Here is a 25,890-nt window from a genome sequence, read left to right as displayed (position 1 = left end):
ACCGTCCTTCTCGTTAGTAATCAGTCGATGCCAACCACCATCCGCAGAACGTTCCGGAGGAGAGCACATGACCGCCACCGTCTCGCCGGAGGCCGCGCCGCCCGCCGGCAACGCTCGTCGCCGGCCCCGGCCCGTGTGGGTCGCCGTGCTCGCGGCGTCCCTGCCGATGTTCATGGCGACCCTCGACAACCTGGTGATGACCACGGCGCTGCCCGTCCTGCGCGTCGACCTCGGCGCCTCGGTGGGGGACCTGTCCTGGTTCCTCAACGCCTACACGCTCGCCTTCGCCTCGCTCATGCTGCCCGCCGCGGCGCTGGGGGACCGGCTCGGCCGGCGCCGGATGATGGTCGCGGGCCTCGTCCTGTTCACGCTGGGCTCGCTCGCCGCCGGGTTCTCGAGCACCTCGGGCCAGCTCATCGCCGCGCGGGCCCTGCAAGGCGTCGGCGGCGCCGCGATCATGCCGCTCTCCCTGGCCCTGCTGGCCGACTCGGTGCCGCCCCGCCTGCGCGCGGCCGCGATCGGCATCTGGGGCGGCGTCTCGGGCCTGGGCGTGGCGCTGGGGCCCGTGGTCGGTGGGGCCGTCGTCGAGGGCCTGCGGTGGGAGGCCATCTTCTGGCTCAACGTGCCGGTCGCGCTGGTCGCCCTCCCGCTCCTGCTGCTCGGCGTGCGGGAGTCGCGGGGCGGGCGCACGCACGTGGACGTCGTGGGCACCGTCCTCCTCGGCGGCGCGGTGCTGAGCGGCATCTGGGGCGTCGTCCACGGCAACGACGACGGCTGGTCCGACCCGGTGGTCGTGACGAGCCTGGCGCTCGGCGTCCTGCTGCTGCCCGTCTACGTCCTGCACGCGCGCCGCGCGGGCGACCGCGCCGTCCTGCCGCTGCGGCTCTTCGGCCACCGCGGCTTCGCCTCGGCCAACGTGATCGGGCTCTTCTTCTCCCTCGGCATGTTCGGCGCGGTCTTCCTCCTCTCGCAGTACCTCCAGGTCGTGCAGGGCTACTCGCCGTTCGAGGCGGGCCTGCGGACGCTGCCCTGGACCGCCGCGCCGATGCTCGTCGCCCCCGTCGCCGGGGCGGTGGCGCCGCGGGTCGGCGTCCGCGCCCTCCTCGTGGCCGGTCTGGCGATGCAGACGGCGTCGCTGGTCTGGTTCGCCTGGCTCACCGAGGCGGGCTCGACGTACGGCGCCTTCCTGCCCGCCCTCGTGCTCGCCGGCGTCGGCATGGGGCTCACGTTCGCGCCGAGCGCCACCGCGGTGCTCGACGGGCTGCCGGACACGGACTTCGCGGTCGCGAGCTCGGCGAACTCGACGCTGCGCGAGTTCGGCGTGGCCCTGGGGGTCGCGGTCCTCACCGCCGTCTTCCTGGGCGCCGGCGGGGACGTGACGCCCACCGGGTACGACGGCGCCATCGGCCCGGCCCTGCTGGTGGGGGCCGCGGCGGTCGCGGTCGGCCTCGTCGCCGCCCTCGCGGCGCCCGGCAGGCCGTCCCGGGGCGGTCCGGTCCGTGCGTGACCCCGGGCCGGGCTGCGGCACAATGTGCCCATGCCCGACCCGCGGCCGCGCCGCCTCCCCGTCCGGGGGCTCGTCGTCCTCGCCGTGGTCGTGGCCCTCGTCGCCGTGGCCGGCACCGCCTACGCCTGGCGGGCGGGCCTGGGTCCGTTCGGCGGCGGGGCGCAGGAGCGCAACCGGTTCGCCGAGCAGGGCCTCTACGTCGACCCCGACTCCAAGACGGCCGCCGGCGTGGCGGACGCCGAGCAGGCCGGCCTGACCGAGCAGGCGACGATCCTCGGCGAGCTCGCCGACGTCTCGGCCGGCATCTGGGTCACGCCCGAGGAGCACCCCGTCGGCGAGGTCGGCTCCTACGTCTCAGGGGTCGTGGAGGACGCGGCCGACGACGACCAGGTGGCCGTCCTCGTCATCTACGGCATCCCGAACCGCGACTGCACGGGCGGCTACTCCTCCGGCGGGACCGAGGCGGGGGAGTACGCCGACTGGGTCGGTGAGATCGCGGACGCCATGGCCGGCTCCACCGCCGTGGCGATCCTCGAGCCCGACGCGCTGGCCGGCAGCCTCGCCTGCGGCCTGCGCACCTCCCGCGTCACCCACCTCGCCGACGCGGTCGACGTCCTCGTCGCCGACGACGTGACCACCTACGTCGACGCCGGTCACTCCGACTGGGTGGCCCCCGCCCGCATGGCGCGGCTGTTGCGCGCGGTGGGCGTGGGGAAGGTGCGCGGTTTCGCCACGAACGTGGCCAACTACCAGACCGACGACGACGAGCTCGCCTACGCCGAGAAGCTCTCCTCCCTCCTGGGCGGCAGCCACTGGGTGACCGACCGCGGCCGCAACGGGAACGGCGCGACCCGCGTGTGGTGCAACCCGCGGGGGCGGGCCCTGGGGCTCAAGCCGGGCTACGTCGAGGACGACACCGGGCTCGACGCCTACTTGTGGATCAAGCCGCCGGGCGAGAGCGACGGGACGTGCCGGGGCGGCCCGGCCGCGGGCGAGCTCTGGGCGGCCCGCGCGGTGGCCCTGGCGCAGGCCGCGGGCTGGAGCTGAACCCGCTGCTCCGGGCTTGCCGGGTCGGCGCAGGTGAGCGGTGAGGCTGCTATAGGCTCTGCGCCATGGCAGACGGTCAGGACTGGACCGCGGTGATCATCGAGGACGACCCCGATGTGCGCGACCTCATCGACATCGTTCTCACGCAGTCCGGTTTCAGGACCGTCCTCGCTCGCGACGGGTTCGAGGGGGTCGAGGCCGTGCGGCAGCACAACCCCCTCATCACCACCCTCGACGTGAACATGCCGGGCATGGACGGCTTCGCCGTCGCCAAGCGCGTGCGCGAGTTCTCCAACACCTACCTGATCATGATCACGGCGCTGGCCGACGAGATCGACGTGGTGCAGGGCTTCGAGGCCGGCGCGGACGACTACCTGGTCAAGCCGTTCCGCCCCCGCGAGCTCCGGGCGCGCGCCGACTCGATGCTGCGCCGCCCCCGCTCGCGCCAGGACGTGGCGGAGGAGCCCAAGCAGGGCTCCACCTCCTGGGCCACCCAGGCCGCGCGGGACCTCCAGCAGAACCCGCTGCGCCCGACCCACCCGCCGGTCGCCCCGGCGCCGTCGCCGGTGGCCGACAGCGCGCCCGGCAGCACCCCCAGCAACACCCCCAGCAACGTGGCGCCCCTGCGCCCCGGGCAGCCGACCGAGGCACCCCGCCCCGTGCAGCCGCCCGCGCAGGCACCCGCCCAGCCGCCGACCCAGCCCCCCGCGCAGCCGGCCGCGCCGGCCCCCGGCCCCACCCCGGACCAGCCGGTCTACCTGCACGCCGTCCCGCACCAGCCGGTGCCGCCCCAGCCGGCCGGCAGCGCCGGCCCGGTGGCGGCCGAGGGTGGCTGGGTGCACTTCAACGGCCTCGCGCTCAACAGCGAGACGCGCACCGTGACGGTGGCGGGCAACGGGGTCGAGCTGACCCGCACCGAGTTCGACCTCATGGCCTCGCTGCTCAGCACCGGGCGCCGCGTCCGTTCCAAGGCCGACCTCGTCCTCACGATGCGCGGCCAGCAGTACGTCACGTCGTACTTCGTCAACGAGGCCGACAAGCGCTCCGTCGAGGTCCACATCGCCAACCTGCGCCGCAAGCTGGGTGACGACTCCACCAACCCGCGTTTCGTCGAGACCGTCCGCGGTGTCGGCTACCGGCTGGCCCAGGCGCTCTGAGCAGCGACTCCGAGCAGTCACTCCCGACGCATCACGAGGCCCGGCCCCCTCGGGGGCCGGGCCTCGTCGCGTCCGGGGCCGTGCCCGGGATTTCCCGGGCCGGGGGTCAGTTGGCGTCGACGGGGATGTCGGCGACGGCGGTCTTCTCCTCGCTGGCGAAGATCGTCATCGGCACCGTCTGGGTGACGGTGCGGGCCAGGTAGGTGGAGCTGCCGGCCTTCTTCTCGACGTGCACGGTGGCGGTGAACGTCAGCTTCACCGCGGTGGTGTCGAGGGAGGACGGCTTGATGCGCTGGTTGCGCAGCTCGAACGCGCCCTTGGGCGAGGTGATGAGCATGCCGTACTTCGTGGTCACGGGCTCGGGGTCGAGCGTGATCTTCTTGGCGACCGCGTTGAGCGTGTACGGGTGCTGCACCTTGCTGCCCGCGGTGACGGTGACCGAGGAGACCTTGATCCGGTCGAGGTAGACCATCCGCTTGGTGGCGAACGGGTCACGCAGCCCCTGCGCCAGGTCGTAGGCCTGGAAGGTGAAGGTGAAGTACTTCGAGCCCCGCGGGTACCACTCGTTGGTCCGCGGCGTGGCCTTGGTCGGGTAGACGGTGAAGACGAAGTCGACGTCCTTGGCGCCCGGCACCGAGAGGTGGGACTGGAACGTCCCGTCCCGCGTGAACTGGGTCTCCTTGGTCGTCTCGGTGTCGCTGGAGGCGCTCGCCGAGGTGGTCTCCGCCGGCTCGGGGTCGGCCGAGTTGGGGTCGAAGAAGCTGCACCCCGAGGAGAGCAGCAGGACGAGTGCGAGCAGGACGGACCCGGCGGCCGCACGGCCGCGCGGGTGGCGGCGGATCATGCCTTGTACCCCCGGTAGCGCTTCGACGCCTTGATGATCATCCAGGCGGTCTGCAGGACGGTGACGACGGCGAGCAGCCGCCAGCCGACGAAGAGGACGTCGGACTTGAGGTCGGGCGTGAGCGGCCCGTACTGCCACCCCGCCCAGGCCGCGGCCCAGACGACGGTGGCCAGCGCGAACGGGTACATCCACGCGACGCCCTTGCCGCGCTCGGCCTTCGCCTGCGCGGCCCAGTTGTCGGTCTGCGCCTTGGAGAAGAACTTCCACCAGGCGCGGACGAAGTGGCCCATCCGGATGAGCATGTAGAGCTCCGCGGGGAACACGAGGAGCACGAACAGGTAGTCCTTGATGTTGCGGAAGTGCATCGAGTGGGCGACCCGGAAGTTCAGCCAGACCGCGGCCACCGGCGGGACGAGCCACCAGGGCGTGAAGACGAAGGCGTGGAACGCCAGCGCCCAGGTGAGCATGACGACGAACATGAAGCGCGTCGTCATGTTGAGGACCATGGAGAGGTGCTCGAACCAGCGCAGGCGCAGGTTCGGGTGGAACGGTTGGCCGCGGGTGTCGCCGCGCTGGCCCGGCCACATCAGGTCGATGGCGCCGAAGTTCCACTTCACCTGCTGGGCGTCCAGGGAGCGCAGCGTGTCCATGCCGCCGACGTGCGCGCGGGCCCGGGCCGAGATCTTGGTGAGGTAGCCGGCCGACTTGATCTGCAGGGAGAGCAGCGAGTCCTCGACCTCGGAGTCGTTGACCCAGGGCGTGCGCTGGTGGCTGTCGCGCAGGACGTCGCGCAGCGCCTGGGTGGAGAAGATGGAGAACTGGCCGCCGAGGACCGCCATGTTCCGGCCCTTCAGCAGGTTCTGCATGTTGAAGGCCGAGAACTGGGCCCGCTGGCCGGCGATGAGGAACTTGGCCACGAGCCCGTCGATGGCGGAGTCGTCGATCGAGTAGATCGCCGAGATGCCGCCGATCCGGTTGTCCGAGCTGATCTCGGCCACGAGGTGCTCGATCGCGTCGGGCTCCGGCGTGGTGTCGCCGTCAACGCCGAGCAGGTAGTCCATGTGCTCGACCAGGGAGTAGCCGTAGTTGAGCGCCCCGACCTTCTTGTCGGGGTTCTTGCCGATGTCGTGGACGTACACGACCGTGCTCTGCTCGCCGGTCGGCGTCATCCGGGTGTGGGGGCCGGCGTAGTGGCTGGCGATCTCCACGGAGTCGTCCGAGGTGTTGTTCACGACGAGGTGGATCACGTCGGGGAGCCGGGTCTGCATGAGCAGGGAGTCGAGGACGCCGGCGATCGTCTCGGCCTCGTTGTAGGCGGGGATGATGCAGCCGACGGTGGGGCGGACGGGCATCGAGTCCAGGCCGTCCATGAACGTCTCCGCGTAGGCCTGCATCCCCGGGTCGGACTGGCGGACGAAGCCGTCGGGTGCGCCGGCCTCGGGGGCGCCGAGCCCCGTCGCCTGGGTGGGGGAGTACCCGTTGTCGTCGTTCACACTCGTGCTCTCTGCTCGGGGGGCCGCACCGGGAGGTGCCGTGTGACAAGCCTGTCCGTCCATGCTCAAGGTGAACGGCCGTGTGCACTCAAGATTCTTGCGGGGCTTGCTCAAGAATTGCCAGAGCGACGGCCGTCGCAGCGTGCGGACGTGGGCCAGGTCACAGACCGGAGCGGTCCACCCTCAGCGGGGCAGGCCGCTCGCCCGCCACGCGCCGCGACCGTGGCTGACCGGGGTGCGCAGGAGGAGCGCCGGGTGGTTCCACGCGCGGCGGCGGGGCCGGGCGGCCGCCGGGGCGGTCGCCGCCGCCACGGCGGAGACCACGGCGACGACGGCCGCGATCTCCTCCGGCGTGGCGTGCGGGGTGAGGACGCGCAGGACCGGCCGCTCGTCCTTCTGCTCGTCCTTCTGCACGGTCGGCTCGCCGCTCACAGCGGGATGTTCCCGTGCTTCTTGGCGGGCAGGGTCGCCCGCTTGCTGCGCAGCAGGCGGAGCGCCTTGACCACCTGGGCGCGGGTCTCGCGCGGGGCGATGACGGCGTCGACGTAGCCGCGCTCGGCCGCGATGTACGGGTTGGCCAGCGTCCGCTCGTACTCGTCGATGAGCTCGGCGCGCTTGGCCTCCACGTCGCCCCCGGCGTCCGCGACCTTCTTGAGCGTCTTGCGGTGCAGGATGTTGGCGGCGCCCTGGGCACCCATGACCGCGATCTGGGCGGTGGGCCAGGCGAGGTTCACGTCGGCACCGAGGTGCTTGGAACCCATCACGTCGTACGCGCCGCCGTAGGCCTTGCGGGTGATGATCGTGACGAGCGGGACGGTGGCCTCGGCGTAGGCGTAGATGAGCTTGGCGCCGCGGCGGATGATGCCGTCCCACTCCTGGTCGGTGCCCGGGAGGAAGCCCGGGACGTCGACGAAGGTCAGCACGGGGATGTTGAAGGCGTCGCAGAAGCGGACGAACCGGGCGGCCTTCTCGGAGGCGGCGATGTCGAGCGTCCCGGCGAACTGCATCGGCTGGTTGGCGACGACGCCGACCGGCGAGCCCTCGACGCGGCCGAAGCCGACGACGATGTTGGGCGCGAAGAGCTCCTGGACCTCGAGGAACTCGCCGTCGTCGACGACGGCCCCGATGACCTCGTGGATGTCGTAGGGCTGGTTCGGCGAGTCCGGGATGATCGTGTCGAGCGCCAGGTCGGTGTCGCTCGGCTCGAGGTCGGCGACCTCGTCGAAGACGGGGAGCTCGTCGAGGTTGTTCTGCGGCAGGTAGGAGATGAGCGCCTTGACGTACTCGAGCGCGTCGGTCTCGTCCGAGGCCATGTAGTGGGCGTTGCCCGACTTGGTGTTGTGGGTCCGGGCGCCGCCCAGCTCCTCCATCGACACGTCCTCGCCGGTGACCGTCTTGATGACGTCCGGGCCGGTGATGAACATGGCGGAGGTCTGGTCGACCATCACGGTGAAGTCGGTGACGGCGGGGGAGTAGACGTGGCCGCCGGCGCAGTTGCCCATGATGAGGCTGATCTGCGGGATCACGCCGGAGGCGTGGACGTTGCGCTTGAAGATCTCGCCGTAGAGGCCGAGGGAGACCACGCCCTCCTGGATGCGGGCGCCGGCACCCTCGTTGATGCCGATGATGGGGCTGCCGGTGCGGATGGCGAGGTCCATCACCTTGGTGATCTTCTCGCCGTACACCTCGCCCAGCGACCCGCCGAAGACCGTGAAGTCCTGGGAGAAGACGCAGACCTGGCGGCCCTCGATGGTGCCGTAGCCGGTGATGACGCCGTCGCCGTAGGGCCGGTTCTTCTCCAGGCCGAAGGCGGTCGAGCGGTGGCGCGCCAGCTCGTCGAGCTCCACGAAGGAGCCCTCGTCGAAGAGCTGCTCGATGCGCTCGCGGGCCGTCTGACGGCCCTTGGCGTGCTGCTTCTCGACGGCCTTGGCCGAGCCCGCGTGCACGGCCTCGTCGATGCGGCGCTCGTAGTCCGCCAGCTTGCCCGCCGTCGTGTTCAGGTCCGGGGCGTCCGCCCCGGTGGGGACCTCGGTGCCCTCGCCCGGCATCGCGCTCACTTCGTCTCGACCTCCTGGTGCCTCGGCCGCCCGGCGCAGGTGCTCCCTGCGAGACCTGGTGCGGCCGTGCGTCAATGTAGTCCCCGTGCCACACGATCCTGAGCGACTCCCGTCATTGCCCCACGGCGCGCCGTTCGCTAGCGCGCGTGCGCGCGCGTGCGCGCCCGTGGACCCCGACGCCCTGGCGTCCCTCCTGCCGCTCGGTGTCCGGGCCGAGGTCCTGCCCACGAGCCCGTCGACGAACGCCGAGGCGGCCGCCCGCGCCCGGGCCGGGGAGCCGGGGCCGCTCGTGCTCGTGGCCGAGCACCAGACGGCTGGCCGGGGGCGGCTGGACCGCGCCTGGACGACGCCGGCCGGCACCGCCCTCACCTTCTCCCTGCTCGTGCGCCTCGCCGTGCCGGTGCAGCACTGGCCGTGGCTGCCGCTGCTTGTCGGCACGGCCGTCTCGGACGCCCTCGCCGGCCTGGGTCACCCGGCGCGGCTGAAGTGGCCCAACGACGTCCTGCTCCCGGTGGAGGGGGAGACCCGCAAGGTCGCCGGCATCCTCGCGGAGCGGGTGGACGCCCCCGTGGGCGCGCCGGCGGCCGCGGTCCTGGGCGTCGGGCTCAACGTCGGCCTGGCTCCCGACGAGCTCCCGGTGCCGACCGCCACGTCCCTGCTCGTGGAGGCCTCGGCCCGGGCGGGGGAGGGGGAGGAGCCGGACGTCGTGGACCGCACGCACGTCCTCGGCGCGCTCGTGCCCGCGCTCACCGCCGCCCTCGCCTCCTGGGAGGCCGCCGGCGGGGACGACCCGGGCCTGCGCGAGCGCTACGCGGCCCGGTGCTCGACGCTCGGCCAGGACGTCCGGGTCTCCCTGCCCGACGGCTCGGCCCTGCTGGGCCAGGCGGTGGGCATCGACGAGCACGGCCGGCTCCTGGTGTCCGGCTCGGACGGCGTCGTGCCGGTGGGCGCCGGGGACGTCGTGCACGTGCGCCCGGCCTGAGCCGCAGCGGGGCCGCGACGTCCCGGGTGAGAGACTGGGCGCTCCGAGACGGTCGAGAGCAGGGACGGAGGCGCGGGTGGCGCGCGAAGAGGAGCACATCCCCAGCCCGCTGGAGCAGGCGATCCTCGGAGACCTCCCGGTGCTGACCTCCCCGGAGGTGGCCGAGTGGGCGGGCGTCCCGCCCGAGCAGGCGCGCCGGCTGTGGCGTGCGCTGGGCTTCCCGGAGTACGGCGAGGACGTCGCCGCCTTCCTGCCGTCGGACGCGGAGGCGGTCCGGACGCTGGGCGAGGTCACCCGGTCCGGGCTGCTGAGCTTCGACCTGGCCGTGAACCTGACGCGGGCGCTCGGCCAGACGATGTCGCGGCTGGCCGACTGGGAGGTCTCGGCCATGGTGCAGCGGGTCGAGGAGATGCAGGCCTCGGCGCCCGACCAGCGCAGCCGCGTCGACGCCGCCATCGAGCTGGTCTCCGGCTTCTCCAAGCCGTTCGAGGACCTGCTGATCTACGCGTGGCGCCGGCACCTGGCGGCGGCCGCGGGGCGGATCGAGGCGCTCGGCTCGGAGGACTCCGACCTGCACTCGGTCACGCAGTCGGTGGGGTTCGCCGACATCGTCGGGTTCACCGCGCTCTCGAACACGCTCACGCAGGAGAAGATCGGCGACCTGGTCGAGCTCTTCGAGGTGCGCTGCGCCGACGTGGTGGCCGCGCAGCGCGGGCGCGTCATCAAGTCCATCGGCGACTCGGTGCTCTTCGTCAACGACGACCCGGAGCGGGCCTACGACACCGCCGAGGGGATCATCAACGTCATCGGCCGCGACCCGCGGATGCCGGACGTCCGCGTGGGGCTGGCCACCGGCCTCGTCGTCATGCGGATGGGCGACGTCTTCGGGCCCCCGGTCAACATGGCGGCCCGGCTCACGAACGTCGCGCGGCGCAACCGGATCATCGTGGACGCCACCACGGCCGACCACCTCCCGCCCGACCGGTTCGAGACCCGGCGCATGGCGGCGCGGCCCGTCCGCGGGTTCGGGATCGTCGAGCCGTTGGCCGTTCGTCGTCGCTGACCGACCGCTCGTCGTGCGAGCCCGACCGGCGTGCGGTCGGCAGCGGTCCGATTGTGAGGTGGACGACTGTGCACCTTTCCCGCGACAGCGTGTCGGACGAAAACGGTGACGTGACGTCCGTCGCGTACATCTGTCAGGCTTGACCTGCGTTCTGACCTGCAATGATGCGTTCACGTTGCAGATGGCCTGACGATCTGGCCTTTACCTGCCGTCTTCACGTTGCGTGAACAGTTGTCGCGCGGACGTGGCCTCAAGATGACACTGCCGGATCAGGACAACATCTAGGAGCCGCCCGGGTTCTTTGCCTACCCTGAGCGGGTGATCAAGGTTCAGAACATCTCCCTCGACCCCGACACGCGTCGCGCGTGGAAGGGGCAGGACGAGGTCGCGCTCTCCCGCAAGGAGTTCGACCTGGTCCACGCGCTCATCACTCGCGCAGGCGACATCGTCACTCGTGACGAGCTCATGCGCGACGTCTGGCACACCAGCTTCTGGACGTCGTCGAAGACCATCGACGTCCACCTCGGCTGGGTCCGCCGCAAGCTGGGTGACGACTCGCGTCGTCCCCATCTCATCACCACGATCCGGGGCAAGGGCCTGCGGTTCGAGAAGTCCGAGCCGGCCGCCTGAGCCTGCGCACGACGAGGCCGGCTGACCTCTCGGGGGTCGGCCCGCCTACGCTGAGCCCGTGTCAGACGCGTCCCCCGACAGCATCCCCACGCCCCCTGCCCCGAGGCCTGCTGCCTCGCCGCTGGCCCCCACGCTGGCGGTGATCGGCGGCGGTCAGCTCGCCCGCATGATGGCGCAGCCGGCGATCGCGCTCGGCCTGCCCCTGCGGCTGCTGGCCGAGGCCCCGGGCGTGTCCGCGGCCCAAGTGGTCGTCGACCACACGGTGGGCGACTACCGCGACCTGCCGACCCTGCGTGCCGTCACGGCCGGCTGCGACGTGGTCACCTTCGACCACGAGCACGTCCCCACCGAGCACCTGCGCGCGCTGGAGGCCGACGGCGTCGCCGTCCGCCCCGGCCCGGACGCGCTCGTGCACGCCCAGGACAAGGCCGTGATGCGCGAGCGCCTGGCCGCGCTCGGCGCGCCCTGCCCGCGCAACGCCGTGGTGGCGGACGCCGACGAGGTGGCCGCCTTCGGCTTCCCCTGCGTCCTCAAGACCACGCGCGGCGGCTACGACGGCAAGGGCGTGTGGGTCGTGCGCTCCGCCGAGGACTGCGCCGAGCCGTTCGCCGCGGCCGAGGCCTCGGGCGTCCGCATCCTCGCCGAGGAGCTCGTCGACTTCACCCGCGAGCTCAGCGCGCTGGTCGCCCGCGCGCCCTCGGGGCAGGCGGCCGCGTACCCGGTCGTGCAGACCACGCAGCTCGACGGCATCTGCCACGAGGTGGTCGCGCCCGCCCCGGACCTCTCCGAGGAGCTGGCCGGTGAGGCCCAGGCCCTCGCGCTGCGGATCGCCGGCGAGCTCGGCGTCACCGGCATCCTTGCCGTGGAGCTGTTCGAGACCTCGGACGGGCGCATCCTGGTCAACGAGCTCGCGATGCGTCCGCACAACACCGGTCACTGGACCCAGGACGGTGCAGTCACGTCCCAGTTCGAGAACCACCTGCGCGCCGTCATGGACCTCCCGCTCGGCTCCCCGGCCCCGCGGGAGCGCTGGTCGGTGATGGTCAACATCCTCGGCGGCCCCGACCCGGAGGCCGGCGGCGAGGGCGTCGGCCGGCTCTACGACGGCTACCCCCACGCCCTGGCCCGGGACCCGCGACTGCGGGTGCACCTGTACGGCAAGGAGTCCCGGCCCGGCCGCAAGGTCGGCCACGTCAACACCTACGGCGACGACCTCGAGGACTGCCTCGAGCGCGCCCGGCACGCCGCGGCCTGGTTCCGCGGCGACCTGGGCAACGAGAGCGAGTGAGCATGAGCGAGACCACCCCGACCCCGCGCGTCGGCATCGTCATGGGGTCCGACTCGGACTGGCCCGTGATGGAGGCCGCCGCGAAGGCGTGCGAGGAGTTCGGCGTGGCCTACGAGGCCGACGTCGTCTCCGCCCACCGGATGCCGACCGAGATGCTCGACTACGGACGCGAGGCCGCCGGCCGCGGCCTGCAGGTGATCATCGCCGGCGCCGGGGGAGCGGCCCACCTGCCGGGCATGCTCGCGGCCCTGACCCCGCTGCCCGTCATCGGCGTGCCCGTGCCGCTGAAGTACCTCGACGGCATGGACTCGCTGCTCTCCATCGTGCAGATGCCCGCGGGCGTCCCCGTGGCCACGGTCGCGATCGGCAACGCCCGCAACGCCGGCCTCCTCGCCGTCCGCGTGCTCGCCGCCTCCGACGCGGGGCTGCGGGAGAAGATGGAGGCCTTCCAGGCCGAGCTGCACGCCACCGCCACCGCCAAGGGCGAGGCCGTGCGGCGCGCGTCCGCGCCGTCCACCCGCCTGGGCTTCTGAGGGCCTGAGGGCGCGGGTCCGGCTCCGGGACGGGGACGCTGCCGTGGCCTCCGCCCCGCGCCTGCTCGGCGTCGACGCCGCCCGGCTGGTGGCGCTGCTGGCCATGATGGCCACCCACCTGGTCGGCGTCCGCGCCGACGACGGGACGCTCACGGACGTCGGCTGGTGGTGCGCCGGACGTGCCTCGGCGCTGTTCGCGGTGCTGGCCGGCGTGAGCCTGGCGCTGGTCTCCGGCCGCGACCGGCCGCCCCACGGCCGCGCGTGGGCGGCGAGCGCGGCGGGCGTGGTCGCCCGCTGCGTCCTGCTCGCGTTCGTGGGGCTGCTGCTGGGCGCGCTGGACTCCGGGATCGCGGTCATCCTGGTCGACTACGCGCTGCTGCTCTCGCTGGGGGCGCTGCTGCTGCCCCTGCGCGCCAGGACGCTCGGCCTGCTCGCCGCCGCCTGGGTGCTGGTCGGGCCGGTGCTGCTCCAGCTGCTGCGGCCGCACCTGCCCGCGAGGGGGTGGAGCAGCCCCGAGCCGGGGATGCTCGCGACGCCGGGCAGGCTCGTCTCGGAGCTGCTCGTGACCGGCTACTACCCGGTCCTGGCGTGGCTGGCCTACCTGCTCCTCGGCATGGCGCTGGGCCGCTGCGACCTGGCCCGGGTCCGCACCCGCGTGCTCGCGGCCTGGGCGATCGGCGGCGTGCTCGTCGCCTGGCTGGTCACCGCGGTGGCGCACCGGGTGATGGCGCTGCCGTCCGTGCTGAACGCGCTCGCCGCCGACGCGCCGCTGGGCCAGGGCGACCCGGCGCAGGTGCTGCGGCTGCTCGTCGACCCCGGCCTGGCCGGCCAGACGCCGGCCGACGGCTCGTGGGCCTGGCTCCTCGTGCTCGCCCCGCACGCGAGCACGCCCCCCGACCTGCTGGCCACGATGGCGAGCTCGGTGGCGGTGCTCGCCGGCTGCCTCCTCGCCGAGCGCGGGCTGCTCCGGCTGGGCCCCGGCTGGCACCGGGCCGCGGGCGTGGTGTGCGGGGCGGGCGCGGCGACGCTGAGCGGGTACACGCTGCACGTGGTGCTCACCGACGTGGTCGGCGTGGGCGCCGGGGTCCGGGCCTGGCTCGACCAGGCCCTGCTCCTGCTGGTCCTGGGGGCGTTCCTGGCGCTGAGCGGCCGCCGGGGGCCGTTGGAGGCGGTCGGCGCCCGGCTGGCCGACGCCGCCCGCACCCTCGTCCTGGGCGGCCGGTCGGTCTAGACCGCTCCCGGCGGCGGCGCATGTCGCCGACGTCGTCGGGTACGGCCCCCTCGACCGGTTCCCCTCGTCCCCCACCCCAGTCCCGGGTGGCCGGTCGTCCCTCCGCCCCGGGCGGCGCCCTGCCCCCTCCCCCCTCGGGCCGGCGCCGCCCGGGCGGATCAGCTCCTCGTCCCCATCCCCTCGTCCCCAGCGCCGTTCACCCGGCCGGGTGGGATCACCGCCGCGCCGACGGGGCACTGGAGAGACATGGCTACCGCACTCCACTACACCGCACCCGGCCTCGACCCGGCGGACGCCGAGCGCGTCGTCGAGCTGCTCCAGGGTCGGCTCCACGCCTGCAACGACCTCCACCTCACGCTCAAGCACATCCACTGGAACGTGGTGGGGCCCCACTTCATCGCCGTCCACGAGATGATCGACCCGCAGGTCGAGGCCGTCCGCGGCTTCGCCGACGACCTGGCCGAGCGCATCGCGACCCTCGGCGGCTCGCCGCAGGGCACCCCCGGCTCGATCGTCGGGGCCCGCGACTGGGACGACTACTCCCTGGGCCGCGCCGGCACGCAGGAGCACCTCGCCGCGCTGGACCTCGTCTACCAGGGCGTCATCACCAGCTACCGCGCCGGGCTCAAGGAGCTCGACGACCTCGACCTGGTCACCCAGGACATGTTCATCGCCCAGACCGAGCAGCTCGAGCTGTTCCACTGGTTCGTGCGCGCGCACCTGGAGGACAAGGGCGGTCGTCTGGCCACCGAGGACGCGACCTCCGAGAAGGACGCCGCGGCCTCCGTCTGAGCCACCCGGACGAGCCGGCTCGACCGAGCCGGCTCGACCGATCCCGCTCGACCGATCCAGCTCGACCGATCCGGCACCGCGACGGCGGTCGGCCCCGTGAGGGGGCCGGCCGCCGTTCTCGTGCCGTGGGGCGCCGCATCTGCCGCATCTGGGGGATGACGTAATTCATCCCCGTCGTCCGCCAATCGTCGAAGACTGCTGCGGGGGAGTCCGCTCTTCTGCCACGATCGACGCGAGATGGACCGCGCCGTGGTCGGCGTCGTCCCTGTCGACGCGTCGGAAGCGGTGGTCGGTGTGGCAGGCGGAGACGCCCGCGTGCGCGCCTCGGCTGCCGCGCGCCGCCAGTTGCGCACGGCCCGGCTCCTGCTCCGCGCACGGGCCGTCGCGCCGGAGGACCGCGAGACCTACGAGAAGGCCGTGGTCGAGCTGCACCTGCCGCTCGCGGGCGAGCTCGCCCGGCGCTACCGCGGCCGCGGCATCGCCGACGAGGACCTGCAGCAGGTGGCCTACCTCGGCCTGGTCAAGGCCGTCCATGGCTACGACCCCACGCGCGGCCACGACTTCGTCGGCTACGCCGTGCCCACCATCCTCGGCGAGCTGCGCCGCGGCTTCCGCGACACCGGCTGGACCGTGCGGCCCCCGCGCTCGCTCCAGGAGCTGGTCGTGCGACTTCCCGCGGCCGAGGCCGAGCTGCTCCAGCGGCTGGGCCGCACGCCCTCCGAAGCGGAGGTCGCGGAGCTCCTCGGCGTCGCAGCGGACGACGTGCGCGCGGCCCGTGGCGTGGCCGGCTGCTTCCGCACCGACTCCCTGGACGAGCCGCTCGGCGACGGGGACGACAGCCCGGCGTCCAGCACCCTCGGCGAGCCCGACCCCGGCTTCGACCACGCGGACGCCCGCATGGCCCTGGCGGCCGCGATCGGCGTGCTCGACCCGCGCGAGCGGGCCATCGTGAGCATGCGGTTCTTCGAGGGCCGCACCCAGGCCGACATCGGTGCGGTGCTCGGCGTCAGCCAGGAGCAGGTCTCCCGGCTGCTCTCGGGCATCCTGCGGCGGCTGCGCGCCGAGATGGACCGCACGGGCGCCGCCTGAGCGGCGCCTGCGTTTCCTCCCCGGCGCGCTGGCCGCGCCGGTTCCGGCTCAGTTGCCGTCGTTGCCCTCGAGGCCGCTCGCGGTGCACAGGTCGTCGCCGATCGACTCGGTGTCGTCGTCGATGATCGCCTGGAACATCTCGGTGCTGCGCTCGGGGTCCCAGTGCACGGCGAGGTCGGAGATCGGGACGCCGCAGGTGAGGCCGTCGTCCCCGTTCACGCTCGTCATCGCCATGGCCCACAGGCCGGCGTTCCACCAGTGCATGCCGTCGCCGAACGTGAAGGTCTGGGTGACCGCCATGTTGAGCTTCCAGTAGCGCACCGGGTTGATGAAGGTCCACGGCGAGAGCACCTTCGCGCCGACCGCGGAGACGACCTCGCGCTGGTGCTTGGCGCGGTCGATGTCGCCGAGGCCGGAGACGTGCCGCGAGCGGGCGTAGGCCAGCGCGGTGGTGCCGTCGACCTCCTGGCAGCCCTTCTTGATGTCCAGGTTGGCGAGCTTGTCGACCATGTTCTGCTCGGGGCAGATCTCGATGCCGCCGACGGCGTCGACGACGTTGACGAGCCCGCCGAGGCCGATCTCCACGTACTGGTCGATCTTGATGCCGGTGTTCTGCTGGATCGTCTTGACCAGCAGCTTCGCGCCGCCGTAGGCGTAGGCCGCGTTGATCTTGGTCGTGCCGTAGCCGGGCACGTCGACCAGCGAGTCGCGGGGGATCGACATGAGCAGGTTCGGCCCCGAGCCGGTGTGCAGCAGCATGATCGTGTCGGTGCGCTGGCCGGAGGCGTTGCCGGTGCCGTACTCCTTGCGCTGCTCGGCCGTGAGGCCGGCGCGCGAGTCGCTGCCGACGAGCAGGTAGGTGGTGCCGGGCTGGTCGTCGAGCTTGGAGGCGGTGGGGGAGAAGGCCACCTCGTCCGCCTTGGTCCACGCGTAGATCGGGGTGCCGACCAGGAACGCCAGCCAGAGCACCAGCGGGATCAGCAGGTACCGGGGGCGGAAGCGGCGGCGGCCGTGCACGGTGCCGCGGGACCCACCCGAGCCGCCGGCGCCGCCGGAGCGGCGGGGCTCGCGCGGCGTCGGGGCGAGGCGGACGGGCGGCTCGTCCTGCGGCCGGGGTGCCTGCGCGGCGGGGTTGTGCGCGGCGGGGTTCTGGGCGCCGGGGTCCTGGGCGGCCGGGCGCGGCGCCGGGTCCCGCGGCTGGACGTTCATCACGCGGGTCTCGTCGGGGTCGCCGGGGGCGCCGTCGCGGCCGTAGAGCCAGTCGAAGCCGAGGGGGTCCTCGCCGTCGGAGGAGTCGGAGCCACCACCGGTGGGACGCTGAGCCATGACAGGGAAGTTACCGTGCGCCCATGCCTGACGAGCCACTCCGCCCCGACACCCCGGCCGCAGAGGGGCAGGGCCGCCCGCCGTCCTACGGCAGCGTCTCGCTGGCGGTGCTGATGTCGACGGCGCAGGCCAACCTGCTGGGCAACATCCACGGCGGCGAGGTCGTGAAGCTCGCCGACTCGACCGCCGGGGCCGCGGCCCAGCGGCACTCGGGCGGGCCGTCGGTGACGGCCGCCCTGGACGAGATGGTGTTCCTGGAGCCGGTGCACGTGGGCGACATCGTGCGGACCACGGCCTCGGTGAACTGGGCCGGCCGCTCCTCGATGGAGATCGGGGTGCGGGTCGAGGCGGCGCCCTGGAACGACCCGCAGGCGCCGGCTCTGCACGTGGCGTCCGCGTACTTCGTGTTCGTGGCGGTGGACGCCGAGGGGGCCCCGCGCCCCGTGCCTCCCCTCGTGCCCGAGACCGACGAGGAGCGACGGCGGTACCGGGAGGCCGAGATCCGCCGGGCCCACCGGCTGGCGCGCAAGCGCGAGATCGAGGCCGGCCGGGCCTGAGGCCCCACCCCCGGGGGTGAGCTGGCTCGCCCTGCCGGGCGGGAGCGGGGCATCGGGGCGCGACACCCCGGCGCGCCTGCACCTGTGTGACTGCTGGGACTGGTGATACTTCCGTCCATGCCACCCGTTCCTTCCCCCGGGTCGGTCGAGACGTTCCGTCGCAGCGCAGCAGAACGCGCGGCGCGGGTCCGGTTCCGGCGCGCCCTCTCGCTCATGGCGATGACCCTCGTCGTCCCCGGCTCCGCCCAGCTGGTCGCGGGCGACCGACGCGTCGGCCGGGTCGCGATCGGCGCCTGGGCAGCCCTGTGGTCGCTGGTGCTGGTGGCGGGGGTCGCGGCGCTCGTCCACCCCGCGTTCGTCCTCGACTGGGTGACCAGCCCGACGGTGCTGCTCCTCGCCCGGGTCGTGCTCCTCGCCGGGGCCATCGGGTGGTTCGGCCTCATGGTCGACGCCTGGCGCCTCGGCCAGCCGCTGACGCTGGGGCTCGCCCACCGCCGCGCGGTGATCGGCGTGAACGGCGTCCTCTGCTTCTCCCTGGCCGGGGCCCTGCTGTTCGGTGCGCACCTCGCGGGGGTCCAGCGGAACCTGATGATCACGATGTTCGGTTCCTCGGACGTCTCGGGGGCCCACGACGGGCGCTTCAACGTCCTGCTGCTGGGTGGCGACTCCGGTGCCGGGCGCTGGGGCATGCGCCCCGACTCCATGACGGTGGCGTCCATCGACGCCGTCACCGGGCGCACCGTGCTCATCTCGCTGCCCCGGAACATGGAGAACTTCCCGTTCGTGGCCGGCTCGGTGATGGCCGAGCAGTTCCCCGACGGCTTCGACGCCGACTACCTCAACGGCGTCTCCACCTGGGCGGAGGACCACGCCGACCTGTTCGGCGACAGCGACACCCCCGGCCTCGACGCCACGATCATGGCCGTCGAGGGGATCACGGGCCTGCAGATCAACTACTGGGCGATGGTGAACCTGCACGGGTTCACCTCGCTCGTGGACGCCGTGGGCGGGATCGACATCGACGTCCGCCAGGCCATCCCGATCGGCGGCCTCGGCTCGGACGTCTACGACTACATCGAGCCCGGCGAGCAGCACCTCGACGGCTTCCAGACGCTCTGGTACGCCCGGGCCCGCGACGACTCCGACGACTACTCGCGGATGGCGCGGCAGAAGTGCGTGATGAACGCGCTGCTCCAGCAGGTCAGCCCGGAGACGATGCTCACCAACTTCACCGAGATCGCCTCGGCTTCCTCGCAGCTGGTCTCCACCGACGTCCCGGCCTCCGAGCTGAGCACCTTCGTGCAGCTCGCGGTGGAGGCGCGCACGCAGAAGGTCTCCACGCTCTCCCTGGTGCCGCCGATGATCAACACCGCCGACCCGGACATCGACCTGGTGCACGAGAAGGTGGCCGCCGCCATCGACAAGGCCGAGGGCACCGCCTCCGCCCCGCGCGGCAGCGCCTCGCGCAAGAACTCCTCGGGCACCGTCACCGGCGGCTCCCTCGGCTCGCTCTCCACCGGCTACGCCGCCAACTCCGCCGGGGACCTGTCAGCCGCCTGCTGACCTCGTGCCCTGCGGGGTGCGCAGGTACGTCCGCCCGTGCGGGCTGGTCCACAGCCAGTCGGGCCGGCCCTGCTCGGCCGGCCCCTCGGGGGCGCGGTGGTAGGCCCAGCCGAGGTGGGTCTTGGCGCGGTGGTGGGTGCGGCACAGCGGCGCTGCGTTGTCCGTCGACGTCGGGCCCCCGCGGGCGTGCGGGACGACGTGGTCGGTGTCGCAGCGCCGGGCCGCGCGCCGGCAGTGGGGGAAGACGCAGGTGGCCTCGCGGAGGCGGACCTGCTCGGCCAGCCGGTCAGGGAACTCGTACGCCTCGGTGTGGCGCTCGACCCGCTGGTCGATCACGGGTCTGACCGTGATCCGGGTGTCGGCCACCGACTCGGTGACCCAGCGGGCCAGCACCTCCAGCGTCGTGAACCCGCCGCCGAGGCTGGTCAGCGTGCCCGGGGTGGACTCCACGCGGACGAGCGGGTTCTCCGTCGGCTCGCCGACGGGGTGGTCCGACACGTCGGTGGTCGGGTCGGTGGTCGGGTCGGCGGCCGCCCGGACGGCGTCCTCGGAGACGTGGACGTACACCGTGAGGTCGCGGCGGGTCCTGGGCTCGCCGGCGCCCTGGAGCTGGCGGCGGGCGATCTCGCCCAGGGCGGCGGCACGCCGGGCGGGCAGGGACTCCCGGGAGCCGAGCGCGGCGAGCTCGGCGGCCACGGTGCTGACCGCCGCCTCGAGGTCGGCCGCGTCGGTCGCGTCGAGCACGGCCTCGACCACGGCGGTGCCGGTGTGGTCGACCATCCGGAGCCCGGCCCCGCTCTGGGCGCCGATGGTGACGTGCCTGTCCTCGGCGGCGGCCAGCGCCTGCTCCTCCGCGGTCTCCGGGTCGAAGCGGACCAGTGCCTCGGCCACGAGCCGGTCCAGCTGCGCGGGGCCGACGCGGCCCCCGACGGCGGCGACCTGCGCGTCCACGAACGCCGCGCCCGCCAGCGGGAGGTGCTTGGTGGCCTGCGCCAGCCGCCGGACCTTCCACCACGGCACCGCGGTGTCACCCTGCTCGGGGTCAGCGGCCTGGGTGAGGGCGGCCCAGGCGCGGGGGAGCCGGTGGTGGGTCTCGAGGACGTCACCGACGAACCGGCGGCCGGCCTCGGTGGTCGTGCCCAGCGCGGCGGCCCACTCGACGACGGCGGCCTCGGTGACGGCGGGGCAGCCCGGCCCACCGAGCTCGAGGGCCCGGTCGCCGTGGAGGTACGCGGGCGAGTCCGCGGCGTAGCCGGCCGAGGGCCCCGACGTGCCGGAGACCGCCGCGTGGCGGGGGTCGCCCAGCGACTCCTCGGGGTGGGCGTGGGCCCACTCGAGCGTGGCGAGGACGATCTCGACCTCGGCCACCGCGGCCGCTCGCCGGGCGTCGTCGAGGCGCGCCAGCAGCCCGGTGGTGGGGTGCCGGCGCGTCGTCTGCATGGGTCGAGGGTATCCGTACGTAGAAGCGAAAAACATCATTCTGACTGGGTAGATGATGCGGCGGATTCCGCTATGCGGAGTGTGGGTGGCGGTGTGTTCGGGGGCCGCTGGCCGACGAGCGGCGGCCCGTCCCCGAACCAGGGACTGCGGGTCCCTGGATGACTGCTGCCTTCCTCGACCCGGCCCGGCCCGCGACGGTGGAGCCATGACCGAGAACACCTCCCCGACCACCACCCCCCAGACCACCACCCCCCAGACCGTCACCACCCAGGCCGTCGGAGCCGCCCGCGTCGCCCTCGTCACCGGCGGCAACCGCGGACTGGGCTGCAGCGAGGCGCTGCACCTGGCGCGCGGCGGGGCGGACGTCGTCCTGACCTACCGCGCCAACGAGGCGGAGGCGCTCGACGTGGTGCGCAGCATCGAGAAGGAGGGGCGCCGCGCGGCGGCGCTGCGGCTCGACGTGACGGCGCCGGAGACCTTCGAGGCCTTCGCCGCCACCCTCCGCGCGACGCTGGCCGACACCTTCGACGCCGACGGGCTGGACGTGCTCGTCAACAACGCCGGCAACGCGGGGTGGACGCCGCTGGGCGAGACCGACGTGGCCGAGGTCCGCCGTCTGCTGGACACGCACGTCACCGGCCCGGTGATGCTGACGCAGGCCCTGGCCCCGTTGCTGCGCGACGGCGGGAGGATCGTGAACACCTCGACCGGCCTGGCCCGCTTCACGGGGGCGGACGGGTACTCCGTCTACGCGGCGGCCAAGGGCGCCGTCGAGGTCTGGACCCGGTACCTCGCCAAGACCCTTGCGCCGCGCGGGATCACGGTGAACACCGTGGCGCCCGGCGCCACCGGCACCGACTTCGGCGGGGGCTCCATGCGCGACGACGAGGACGTCCGCGGTCACCTGTCGTCGGTGATCGCCATGGGACGCGTGGGGGAGCCCGACGACATCGGTGCCACGGTGGCCGCGATCGCCTCGCCGGCCTTTGCATGGGTCACCGGCCAGCGGATCGAGGCGTCCGGCGGGATGAACCTGTGAGCGAGGGCTCCGGGAGAGGATGACGTGGTGGACCGCGCCCAGCTCGCCGACTTCCTCCGCACGCGCCGCGAGGCGCTCCAGCCGGAGGACGTGGGCCTGCCCCGCGGTCCGCGTCGGCGCACGAGCGGGCTGCGTCGCGAGGAGGTCGCCGCGCTCTGTGGCATGTCGACCGACTACTACAGCCGGCTGGAGCAGCAGCGTGGCCCGCAGCCCAGCGAGCCGATGCTCGGGGCGATCGCGCGCGGCCTGCGGCTCTCGCTGGCCGAGCGCGACCACCTCTTCCGGCTCGCCGGGCACGGCACCCCGACGCGCGTGCGCCGCAGCGACCACGTGGACGCGGGCGTCATGCGCGTCCTCGACCGGCTGGTCGACACCCCGGCCCTCGTCCTCGGGCCCACCGGCGAGACCCTCGTGCAGAACGACCTGGCGCTGGCGCTCCTCGGCGACGAGACGTCCCTGCCCGGCGACGCCCGCTTCATGGCGTACCGGTGGTTCACCGACCCCACGAGCCGGGCGGTCTACCCGCCCGAGGACCACGACCTGCGCGGCCGGCAGTTCGCCGCCGATCTCCGGGAGGCCTACGCCCGGGACGGTCGCGGCTCCGTGGCCGAGCGGCTCGTCGAGGCGCTGCTCGGCGCGAGCGCGGAGTTCGCGGCGGTCTGGGCCGAGCACGAGGTCGGTCACGTCCGGACGCAGGTCAAGCGGTTCGCCCACCCCGAGGTGGGCCCCCTGGAGCTGTACTGCCAGAGCCTCCTCGACACCGAGCAGCACCACGTCCTGCTCGTCTTCACCGCCGAGCCAGGAAGTGCCTCGGCCGAGAAGCTCGAGCTGCTCCGCGTCCTCGGGCCGGAGGCCCGCCGGGGCTGAGCGGCCCCGCCCACGGTTCCCTCCTGCGTGCCCTCAGCGGGGGTCGGTGCGCCGCAGCAGCACCCGCGCGAGGCCGAGGAGCGCACCGACCAGGCCGACGACGCTGAGGCCGAGGGCGACGGCGAGGATGCCGAAGACGCCCGGGTTCGGCCAGTCCAGCGCGTAGTAGCAGAACCACAGGAGCAGCAGGACGACGAGCGCGCCCGGCGCCACGAACGCGACCCGGCTCCCGCGGCGCAACGCCGGCACGGCCAGCAGCGTCGGCAGCACGAGCAGCAGCACCAGCACGGGGGCGTGCTGGGCGTCGTAGACCATCGCGTCGATCGGGCTCACGTGCCCACCCTGGCAGAGTCGGCAGCAGCGGGGGCCATCCCTGAAATCGGGTACCCCGCGCCGTCGCCCGGGCGCCGGGGGTCCCGGGGTGTCAACGTTCTCCTGGCGACCGCAGAGGGCGCCTGCGCCGCCGCGTCCCAGGAGGAGCCGTGCCCCGCACCGCGCCCGACGTCCCGCCCACCCGGCGTGGTACGGCCGCCCTGCTCGCCCTGCTCCTCGCCGTGCTCCTGGCGGCGTGGGCGCCCGGGCTCCTCGCCGGTACGGCCGGGGCGGCGTCCACCCCGGCGGCCGCGGCCGCGGGGGGCGCGGCCGCCCCGCTGCGCATCACCTCGGTGGAGCCCGACTGCGACTGCGTGGGCTTCGAGTACCACCAGCTCAGGGGCGCTGTCACCGTGAGCGTCACGGGGCTGCGCCCGGGCCGCCGCTACTGGGCGAGGACGATCGGGGTGCGCGGGGCGGCCGCCAAGGTCGACCGTGCCTCCGGGGAGGCGACCCTCTCCGTCTGGAACAACTTCAGCCCCACGGCACCTTCCAGGTCGTGGTCAAGGAGGTCGACAAGCGGACCGGGAGCGTCGTGCGGCGGTCTCCCGCCGTGGACGTCACGTACGCCCGGGCCGTGCGGCACCCGTCGACCATGACGGTGGACGTCGACACGATCGACGGCGAGCGCGTGCTCGTGGCCGGTCACACCTACCCGGTGACCTTCTCGGGGGCGTGGGGCGGCCACGTCGTGTTCGCGAGCGGCATCGACTGGTACGTCGGCGCGGACGGCTACTACGACGGGATCGGCGTGCACGACGACGACCCGGAGACCTACCCGATGCCGTGGTCGACCGGGACCGCGAGCTGGATGGCCGAGCTCGCGCCCGACCAGGAGCAGGTCGGCCAGACGTGGCACTTCCAGGTCGTCGGGTACCGGCCCGACGAGGACGGCGCGCCGGTCTTCGGCAGCCGGATCGGCTTCGTTCTCCAGCGCCTCCTGCCCGTGGTCTCCGAGGACGAGCTGGCCGCGGCGCAGGACGCCGGCACCGCGGGCACGGAGACCGTGGAGAGCTACCGGTACCGCTGAGGTCAGTGCACCGGAGGCGCGGGCCTCGGCGGTGCCGGGCTGGGCGGCGCGCTCACCTAGGGTGGTCGTCGTGGAGCAGGACGGGCAGCCTCAGGACGTGGAGCACCGTGACGGGGGCGACGCGCCGGCGCGCACGGTCACGGCCGTCGTCGTCACGTTCAACCGGATCGGCCTCCTGACGACCCTGCTGACCCGGCTGGGCGAGGTGGTGGCCTCCGAGCCGGCGCTGCGCGAGGTCGTGGTCGTCGACAACGCCTCCACCGACGGCACGCCCGCGCTGCTGGCCGAGCAGGCCGCCGCCCACCCCTGGCTGCGCGCCGTCACCCTGCCCGACAACCGCGGGGGAGCGGGCGGCTTCCACGAGGGCATGCGGGTCGCCGTGGAGGAGACCGACGCCGACCTGGTCTGGCTCATGGACGACGACGGCCTGCCCGACGCGTCCTGCCTGACCCGCCTGCTCGCCGAGGACGACCTCGACTTCTGGGGCCCGCTCACCGTCGACGAGGCGGACGGCGGCCGCCTCGTCTTCCCGATCCGCCTGCCCGGTGGCACCCGCGTGGTGCACGCGCTGGCCGACGTCGAGCGGGCAGCGGGGGAGCGGCACCGCCTCGCCGACATCGTCATCCCGTTCAACGGGGTGCTCGTCACCCGGGCGCTGGCCGAGGAGATCGGCTACCCGCGCGCGGAGTTCTTCATCTGGGGCGACGACCACGAGTACCGGCTGCGCGCCGAGCGGGCCGGGGCCCGCATCGCCACGGTCACGGACGCGGTGGTCCGCCACCCGTCCGTCGGGCAGCTCGGCACGCCGATGATGGGCGGCCGCACCACGTACAACCACAGCCCCAGCGACCTCAAGGGCTACTGCATGGCCCGCAACAACACCGTCAACCTGCGCACCTACCGGGGGTGGGCCCACGTCGGCGCCTTCTGGGCCAAGACGCTGTGGTTCTACACGCTCACCCACCGCGACCTGGGCCGGCTCGTGCTGAGCGCGCGCGGCGCGCTCGCCGGCCTGCGCGGCGACTTCACCGGCCACGAGAGGTTCCTGCGATGACCAGCCCCGTCGACACGCCCCCCACGCCCGAGACCGTCGGGATCGTGGTCGTCACCTACAACCGCGCCGACCTGCTCGCCCGGATGCTCGAGGGGCTGGAGGGCCTGGAGCACGCTCCCGACCTCGTCCTCGTCGTCGACAACGCCTCCACCGACCACACCGCCGAGGTGCTCGCCCGGCCCTGGCGGCTCGCGCTCGAGGTCGTGACCAGCGAGGAGAACGTCGGCGGCGCCGGCGGCTTCCACTGCGGCGTCCGGGAGGCGCTGGCGCGGGGGGTGGACCGCGTGTGGCTCATGGACGACGACGTCGTCCCGGCCCCCGACTGCCTCTCCGTGCTCATGGGGTTCGACGAGGACGCCCTCTTCTCGGTGCGCGAGGACCTGACCGGCGCGCTGTGCGAGAAGGCGGCGGTCCGCTTCGACCTGACCCACCCCTGGGTGCTCAAGCCCAAGACCGCCTCGGTGGAGACCGCCTACGGCACCCGGCACGCGATGCCCGCCACGGTGGAGCTGGAGAACGTGGCCTTCGAGGGGCTCATGCTCCGCCGCCGCGTCCTGGAGACGATCGGGCTGCCCGACCCGTCCTTCTTCATCTTCTACGACGACGTGGACCTGGCGATCCGCGCCCGGCGCGCGGGCTTCCGCATCCTCGCCGTGCGTGACGCGGTGCTGGTGCGCCAGCTCGTCTTCGACCAGCAGCACGACCTGGCGGGCTGGAAGGGCTTCTACATGTACCGCAACCTCTTCGCGGTGCACTTCCGCTACGGGGAGAATGCCGCCGTGCGGGCCAAGCCCTACCTCCTCGCCCTGCTCGTGGTGCTGCTGAGCCCCCTGCGCGGCGGTCGGGGTGAGGCGCGCAACGTGATCTCCGCGCTCCGCTCCGCGCGCGGGATGCGGGCTCTGCCCGCCGCATCCGTAGACTGACCGACC

The 25,890-nt window shown here is 73.5% G+C and carries 26 protein-coding genes; 19 read left to right on the top strand and 7 right to left on the bottom strand.

The genetic code is table 11. The annotated features are described in order from the left end of the window. Nucleotides 1-67: 67 nt before the first annotated feature. From E8D37_RS05600 to E8D37_RS05590, 3 genes are all read left to right on the top strand, one after another. Nucleotides 68-1,507: an MFS transporter gene (locus E8D37_RS05600; RefSeq protein ID WP_136568765.1), complete on the top strand. Its 1,440-nt coding sequence runs from the start codon at nucleotides 68-70 to the stop codon at nucleotides 1,505-1,507. Between the two features lie 30 nt (nucleotides 1,508-1,537). Next, a complete protein-coding gene (locus tag E8D37_RS05595) occupies nucleotides 1,538-2,554 on the top strand; it encodes a glycoside hydrolase family 6 protein (RefSeq protein WP_136568764.1) in 1,017 nt (338 codons plus the stop codon). Nucleotides 2,555-2,619: 65 nt separating this feature from the next. Beyond that, nucleotides 2,620-3,711 (top strand): response regulator transcription factor, encoded by a 1,092-nt coding sequence (locus tag E8D37_RS05590; RefSeq protein ID WP_136568763.1) that lies wholly within the window; start codon nucleotides 2,620-2,622, stop codon nucleotides 3,709-3,711. 106 nt (nucleotides 3,712-3,817) lie between these two features. Here E8D37_RS05590 and E8D37_RS05585 read toward each other — a convergent pair whose 3' ends face one another. The 4 genes from E8D37_RS05585 to E8D37_RS05570 all read right to left on the bottom strand — a co-directional run bounded on the left by E8D37_RS05585 (nucleotide 3,818) and on the right by E8D37_RS05570 (nucleotide 8,096). Beyond that, nucleotides 3,818-4,555: a hypothetical protein gene (locus tag E8D37_RS05585; RefSeq protein WP_136568762.1), complete on the bottom strand. Its 738-nt coding sequence runs from the start codon at nucleotides 4,553-4,555 to the stop codon at nucleotides 3,818-3,820. Next, complete coding sequence (locus E8D37_RS05580) at nucleotides 4,552-6,048, bottom strand: glycosyltransferase family 2 protein (protein WP_240770209.1); 1,497 nt, start codon at nucleotides 6,046-6,048, stop codon at nucleotides 4,552-4,554. Before E8D37_RS05580 ends, E8D37_RS05585 begins: the two co-directional genes overlap by 4 nt. Nucleotides 6,049-6,231: 183 nt before the next feature. Continuing rightward, nucleotides 6,232-6,480, bottom strand: coding sequence for an acyl-CoA carboxylase epsilon subunit (locus tag E8D37_RS05575; RefSeq protein WP_136568761.1), 249 nt, complete (start codon nucleotides 6,478-6,480; stop codon nucleotides 6,232-6,234). Further along, a complete protein-coding gene (locus tag E8D37_RS05570; protein ID WP_136569057.1) occupies nucleotides 6,477-8,096 on the bottom strand; it encodes an acyl-CoA carboxylase subunit beta in 1,620 nt (539 codons plus the stop codon). Before E8D37_RS05570 ends, E8D37_RS05575 begins: the two co-directional genes overlap by 4 nt. 175 nt (nucleotides 8,097-8,271) lie before the next feature. On the opposite strand from E8D37_RS05570, the gene E8D37_RS05565 reads away from it, so the two are divergent. The 8 genes from E8D37_RS05565 to E8D37_RS05530 all read left to right on the top strand — a co-directional run bounded on the left by E8D37_RS05565 (nucleotide 8,272) and on the right by E8D37_RS05530 (nucleotide 15,713). Further along, on the top strand, nucleotides 8,272-9,087 hold the full coding sequence (locus tag E8D37_RS05565; protein WP_136568760.1) for a biotin--[acetyl-CoA-carboxylase] ligase: 816 nt from the start codon (nucleotides 8,272-8,274) through the stop codon (nucleotides 9,085-9,087). 76 nt (nucleotides 9,088-9,163) lie between these two features. Then, a complete protein-coding gene (locus tag E8D37_RS05560) occupies nucleotides 9,164-10,150 on the top strand; it encodes an adenylate/guanylate cyclase domain-containing protein (protein WP_240770208.1) in 987 nt (328 codons plus the stop codon). A gap of 318 nt (nucleotides 10,151-10,468) precedes the next feature. Continuing rightward, nucleotides 10,469-10,780 (top strand): winged helix-turn-helix domain-containing protein, encoded by a 312-nt coding sequence (locus E8D37_RS05555; protein WP_136568759.1) that lies wholly within the window; start codon nucleotides 10,469-10,471, stop codon nucleotides 10,778-10,780. A gap of 121 nt (nucleotides 10,781-10,901) precedes the next feature. Then, a complete protein-coding gene (locus E8D37_RS05550; RefSeq protein WP_136569055.1) occupies nucleotides 10,902-12,068 on the top strand; it encodes a 5-(carboxyamino)imidazole ribonucleotide synthase in 1,167 nt (388 codons plus the stop codon). Between the two features lie 2 nt (nucleotides 12,069-12,070). Then, nucleotides 12,071-12,601, top strand: a complete 531-nt coding sequence (purE, locus tag E8D37_RS05545) for a 5-(carboxyamino)imidazole ribonucleotide mutase (RefSeq protein WP_136568758.1) — start codon at nucleotides 12,071-12,073, stop codon at nucleotides 12,599-12,601. A 43-nt stretch (nucleotides 12,602-12,644) separates the two neighbouring features. Beyond that, nucleotides 12,645-13,832 carry a heparan-alpha-glucosaminide N-acetyltransferase domain-containing protein gene (locus E8D37_RS05540; RefSeq protein ID WP_136568757.1) on the top strand — a complete coding sequence of 396 codons (1,188 nt, stop codon included), beginning with the start codon at nucleotides 12,645-12,647 and terminating at the stop codon, nucleotides 13,830-13,832. A 246-nt stretch (nucleotides 13,833-14,078) separates the two neighbouring features. After that, entirely contained in the window at nucleotides 14,079-14,624 is a 546-nt protein-coding gene (locus E8D37_RS05535) for a DNA starvation/stationary phase protection protein (RefSeq protein WP_136568756.1), read from the top strand. 315 nt (nucleotides 14,625-14,939) lie between these two features. Next, nucleotides 14,940-15,713 carry a sigma-70 family RNA polymerase sigma factor gene (locus E8D37_RS05530; protein ID WP_168929631.1) on the top strand — a complete coding sequence of 258 codons (774 nt, stop codon included), beginning with the start codon at nucleotides 14,940-14,942 and terminating at the stop codon, nucleotides 15,711-15,713. A 48-nt stretch (nucleotides 15,714-15,761) separates the two neighbouring features. Here E8D37_RS05530 and E8D37_RS05525 read toward each other — a convergent pair whose 3' ends face one another. Further along, nucleotides 15,762-17,039, bottom strand: coding sequence for an LCP family protein (locus tag E8D37_RS05525; RefSeq protein ID WP_240770207.1), 1,278 nt, complete (start codon nucleotides 17,037-17,039; stop codon nucleotides 15,762-15,764). A gap of 23 nt (nucleotides 17,040-17,062) precedes the next feature. Here E8D37_RS05525 and E8D37_RS05520 point away from each other — a divergent pair, with 23 nt between their 5' ends. Together E8D37_RS05520 and E8D37_RS05515 are read left to right on the top strand one after the other, a co-directional pair. Further along, nucleotides 17,063-17,596: an acyl-CoA thioesterase gene (locus E8D37_RS05520; RefSeq protein WP_136568754.1), complete on the top strand. Its 534-nt coding sequence runs from the start codon at nucleotides 17,063-17,065 to the stop codon at nucleotides 17,594-17,596. 117 nt (nucleotides 17,597-17,713) lie between these two features. Continuing rightward, nucleotides 17,714-19,159: an LCP family protein gene (locus E8D37_RS05515; protein WP_136568753.1), complete on the top strand. Its 1,446-nt coding sequence runs from the start codon at nucleotides 17,714-17,716 to the stop codon at nucleotides 19,157-19,159. Here the strand turns inward: E8D37_RS05515 and E8D37_RS05510 are convergent. Next, nucleotides 19,145-20,599 carry an HNH endonuclease signature motif containing protein gene (locus E8D37_RS05510; protein ID WP_136568752.1) on the bottom strand — a complete coding sequence of 485 codons (1,455 nt, stop codon included), beginning with the start codon at nucleotides 20,597-20,599 and terminating at the stop codon, nucleotides 19,145-19,147. The two genes, E8D37_RS05515 and E8D37_RS05510, sit on opposite strands and share 15 nt — an antisense overlap. Nucleotides 20,600-20,804: 205 nt before the next feature. Here E8D37_RS05510 and E8D37_RS05505 point away from each other — a divergent pair, with 205 nt between their 5' ends. Both E8D37_RS05505 and E8D37_RS05500 read left to right on the top strand, forming a co-directional pair. Continuing rightward, entirely contained in the window at nucleotides 20,805-21,638 is an 834-nt protein-coding gene (locus E8D37_RS05505) for an SDR family oxidoreductase (RefSeq protein ID WP_136568751.1), read from the top strand. A gap of 27 nt (nucleotides 21,639-21,665) precedes the next feature. Continuing rightward, nucleotides 21,666-22,505 (top strand): helix-turn-helix transcriptional regulator, encoded by an 840-nt coding sequence (locus E8D37_RS05500; RefSeq protein WP_136568750.1) that lies wholly within the window; start codon nucleotides 21,666-21,668, stop codon nucleotides 22,503-22,505. A gap of 33 nt (nucleotides 22,506-22,538) precedes the next feature. Here the strand turns inward: E8D37_RS05500 and E8D37_RS05495 are convergent, their stop codons facing one another. Next, nucleotides 22,539-22,838 carry a hypothetical protein gene (locus E8D37_RS05495; protein WP_136568749.1) on the bottom strand — a complete coding sequence of 100 codons (300 nt, stop codon included), beginning with the start codon at nucleotides 22,836-22,838 and terminating at the stop codon, nucleotides 22,539-22,541. A gap of 149 nt (nucleotides 22,839-22,987) precedes the next feature. Here E8D37_RS05495 and E8D37_RS05490 point away from each other — a divergent pair, with 149 nt between their 5' ends. The 4 genes from E8D37_RS05490 (at nucleotide 22,988) to E8D37_RS05475 (ending at nucleotide 25,884) form a co-directional block, all read left to right on the top strand. After that, nucleotides 22,988-23,476 (top strand): hypothetical protein, encoded by a 489-nt coding sequence (locus E8D37_RS05490; RefSeq protein ID WP_136568748.1) that lies wholly within the window; start codon nucleotides 22,988-22,990, stop codon nucleotides 23,474-23,476. After that, nucleotides 23,455-23,907 carry a hypothetical protein gene (locus E8D37_RS05485; protein ID WP_168929630.1) on the top strand — a complete coding sequence of 151 codons (453 nt, stop codon included), beginning with the start codon at nucleotides 23,455-23,457 and terminating at the stop codon, nucleotides 23,905-23,907. The genes E8D37_RS05490 and E8D37_RS05485 overlap by 22 nt, the downstream gene beginning before the upstream one ends. Before the next feature lie 70 nt (nucleotides 23,908-23,977). Continuing rightward, on the top strand, nucleotides 23,978-24,961 hold the full coding sequence (locus E8D37_RS05480; RefSeq protein ID WP_240770206.1) for a glycosyltransferase: 984 nt from the start codon (nucleotides 23,978-23,980) through the stop codon (nucleotides 24,959-24,961). Continuing rightward, complete coding sequence (locus E8D37_RS05475) at nucleotides 24,958-25,884, top strand: glycosyltransferase family 2 protein (RefSeq protein ID WP_136568746.1); 927 nt, start codon at nucleotides 24,958-24,960, stop codon at nucleotides 25,882-25,884. The genes E8D37_RS05480 and E8D37_RS05475 overlap by 4 nt, the downstream gene beginning before the upstream one ends. Nucleotides 25,885-25,890: the final 6 nt, after the last annotated feature.

The organism is Nocardioides sp. GY 10127 (genome assembly GCF_004919085.1).
Lineage (GTDB): Bacteria > Actinomycetota > Actinomycetes > Propionibacteriales > Nocardioidaceae > Nocardioides.
This window is presented reverse-complemented; position numbering and strand designations above follow the sequence as displayed.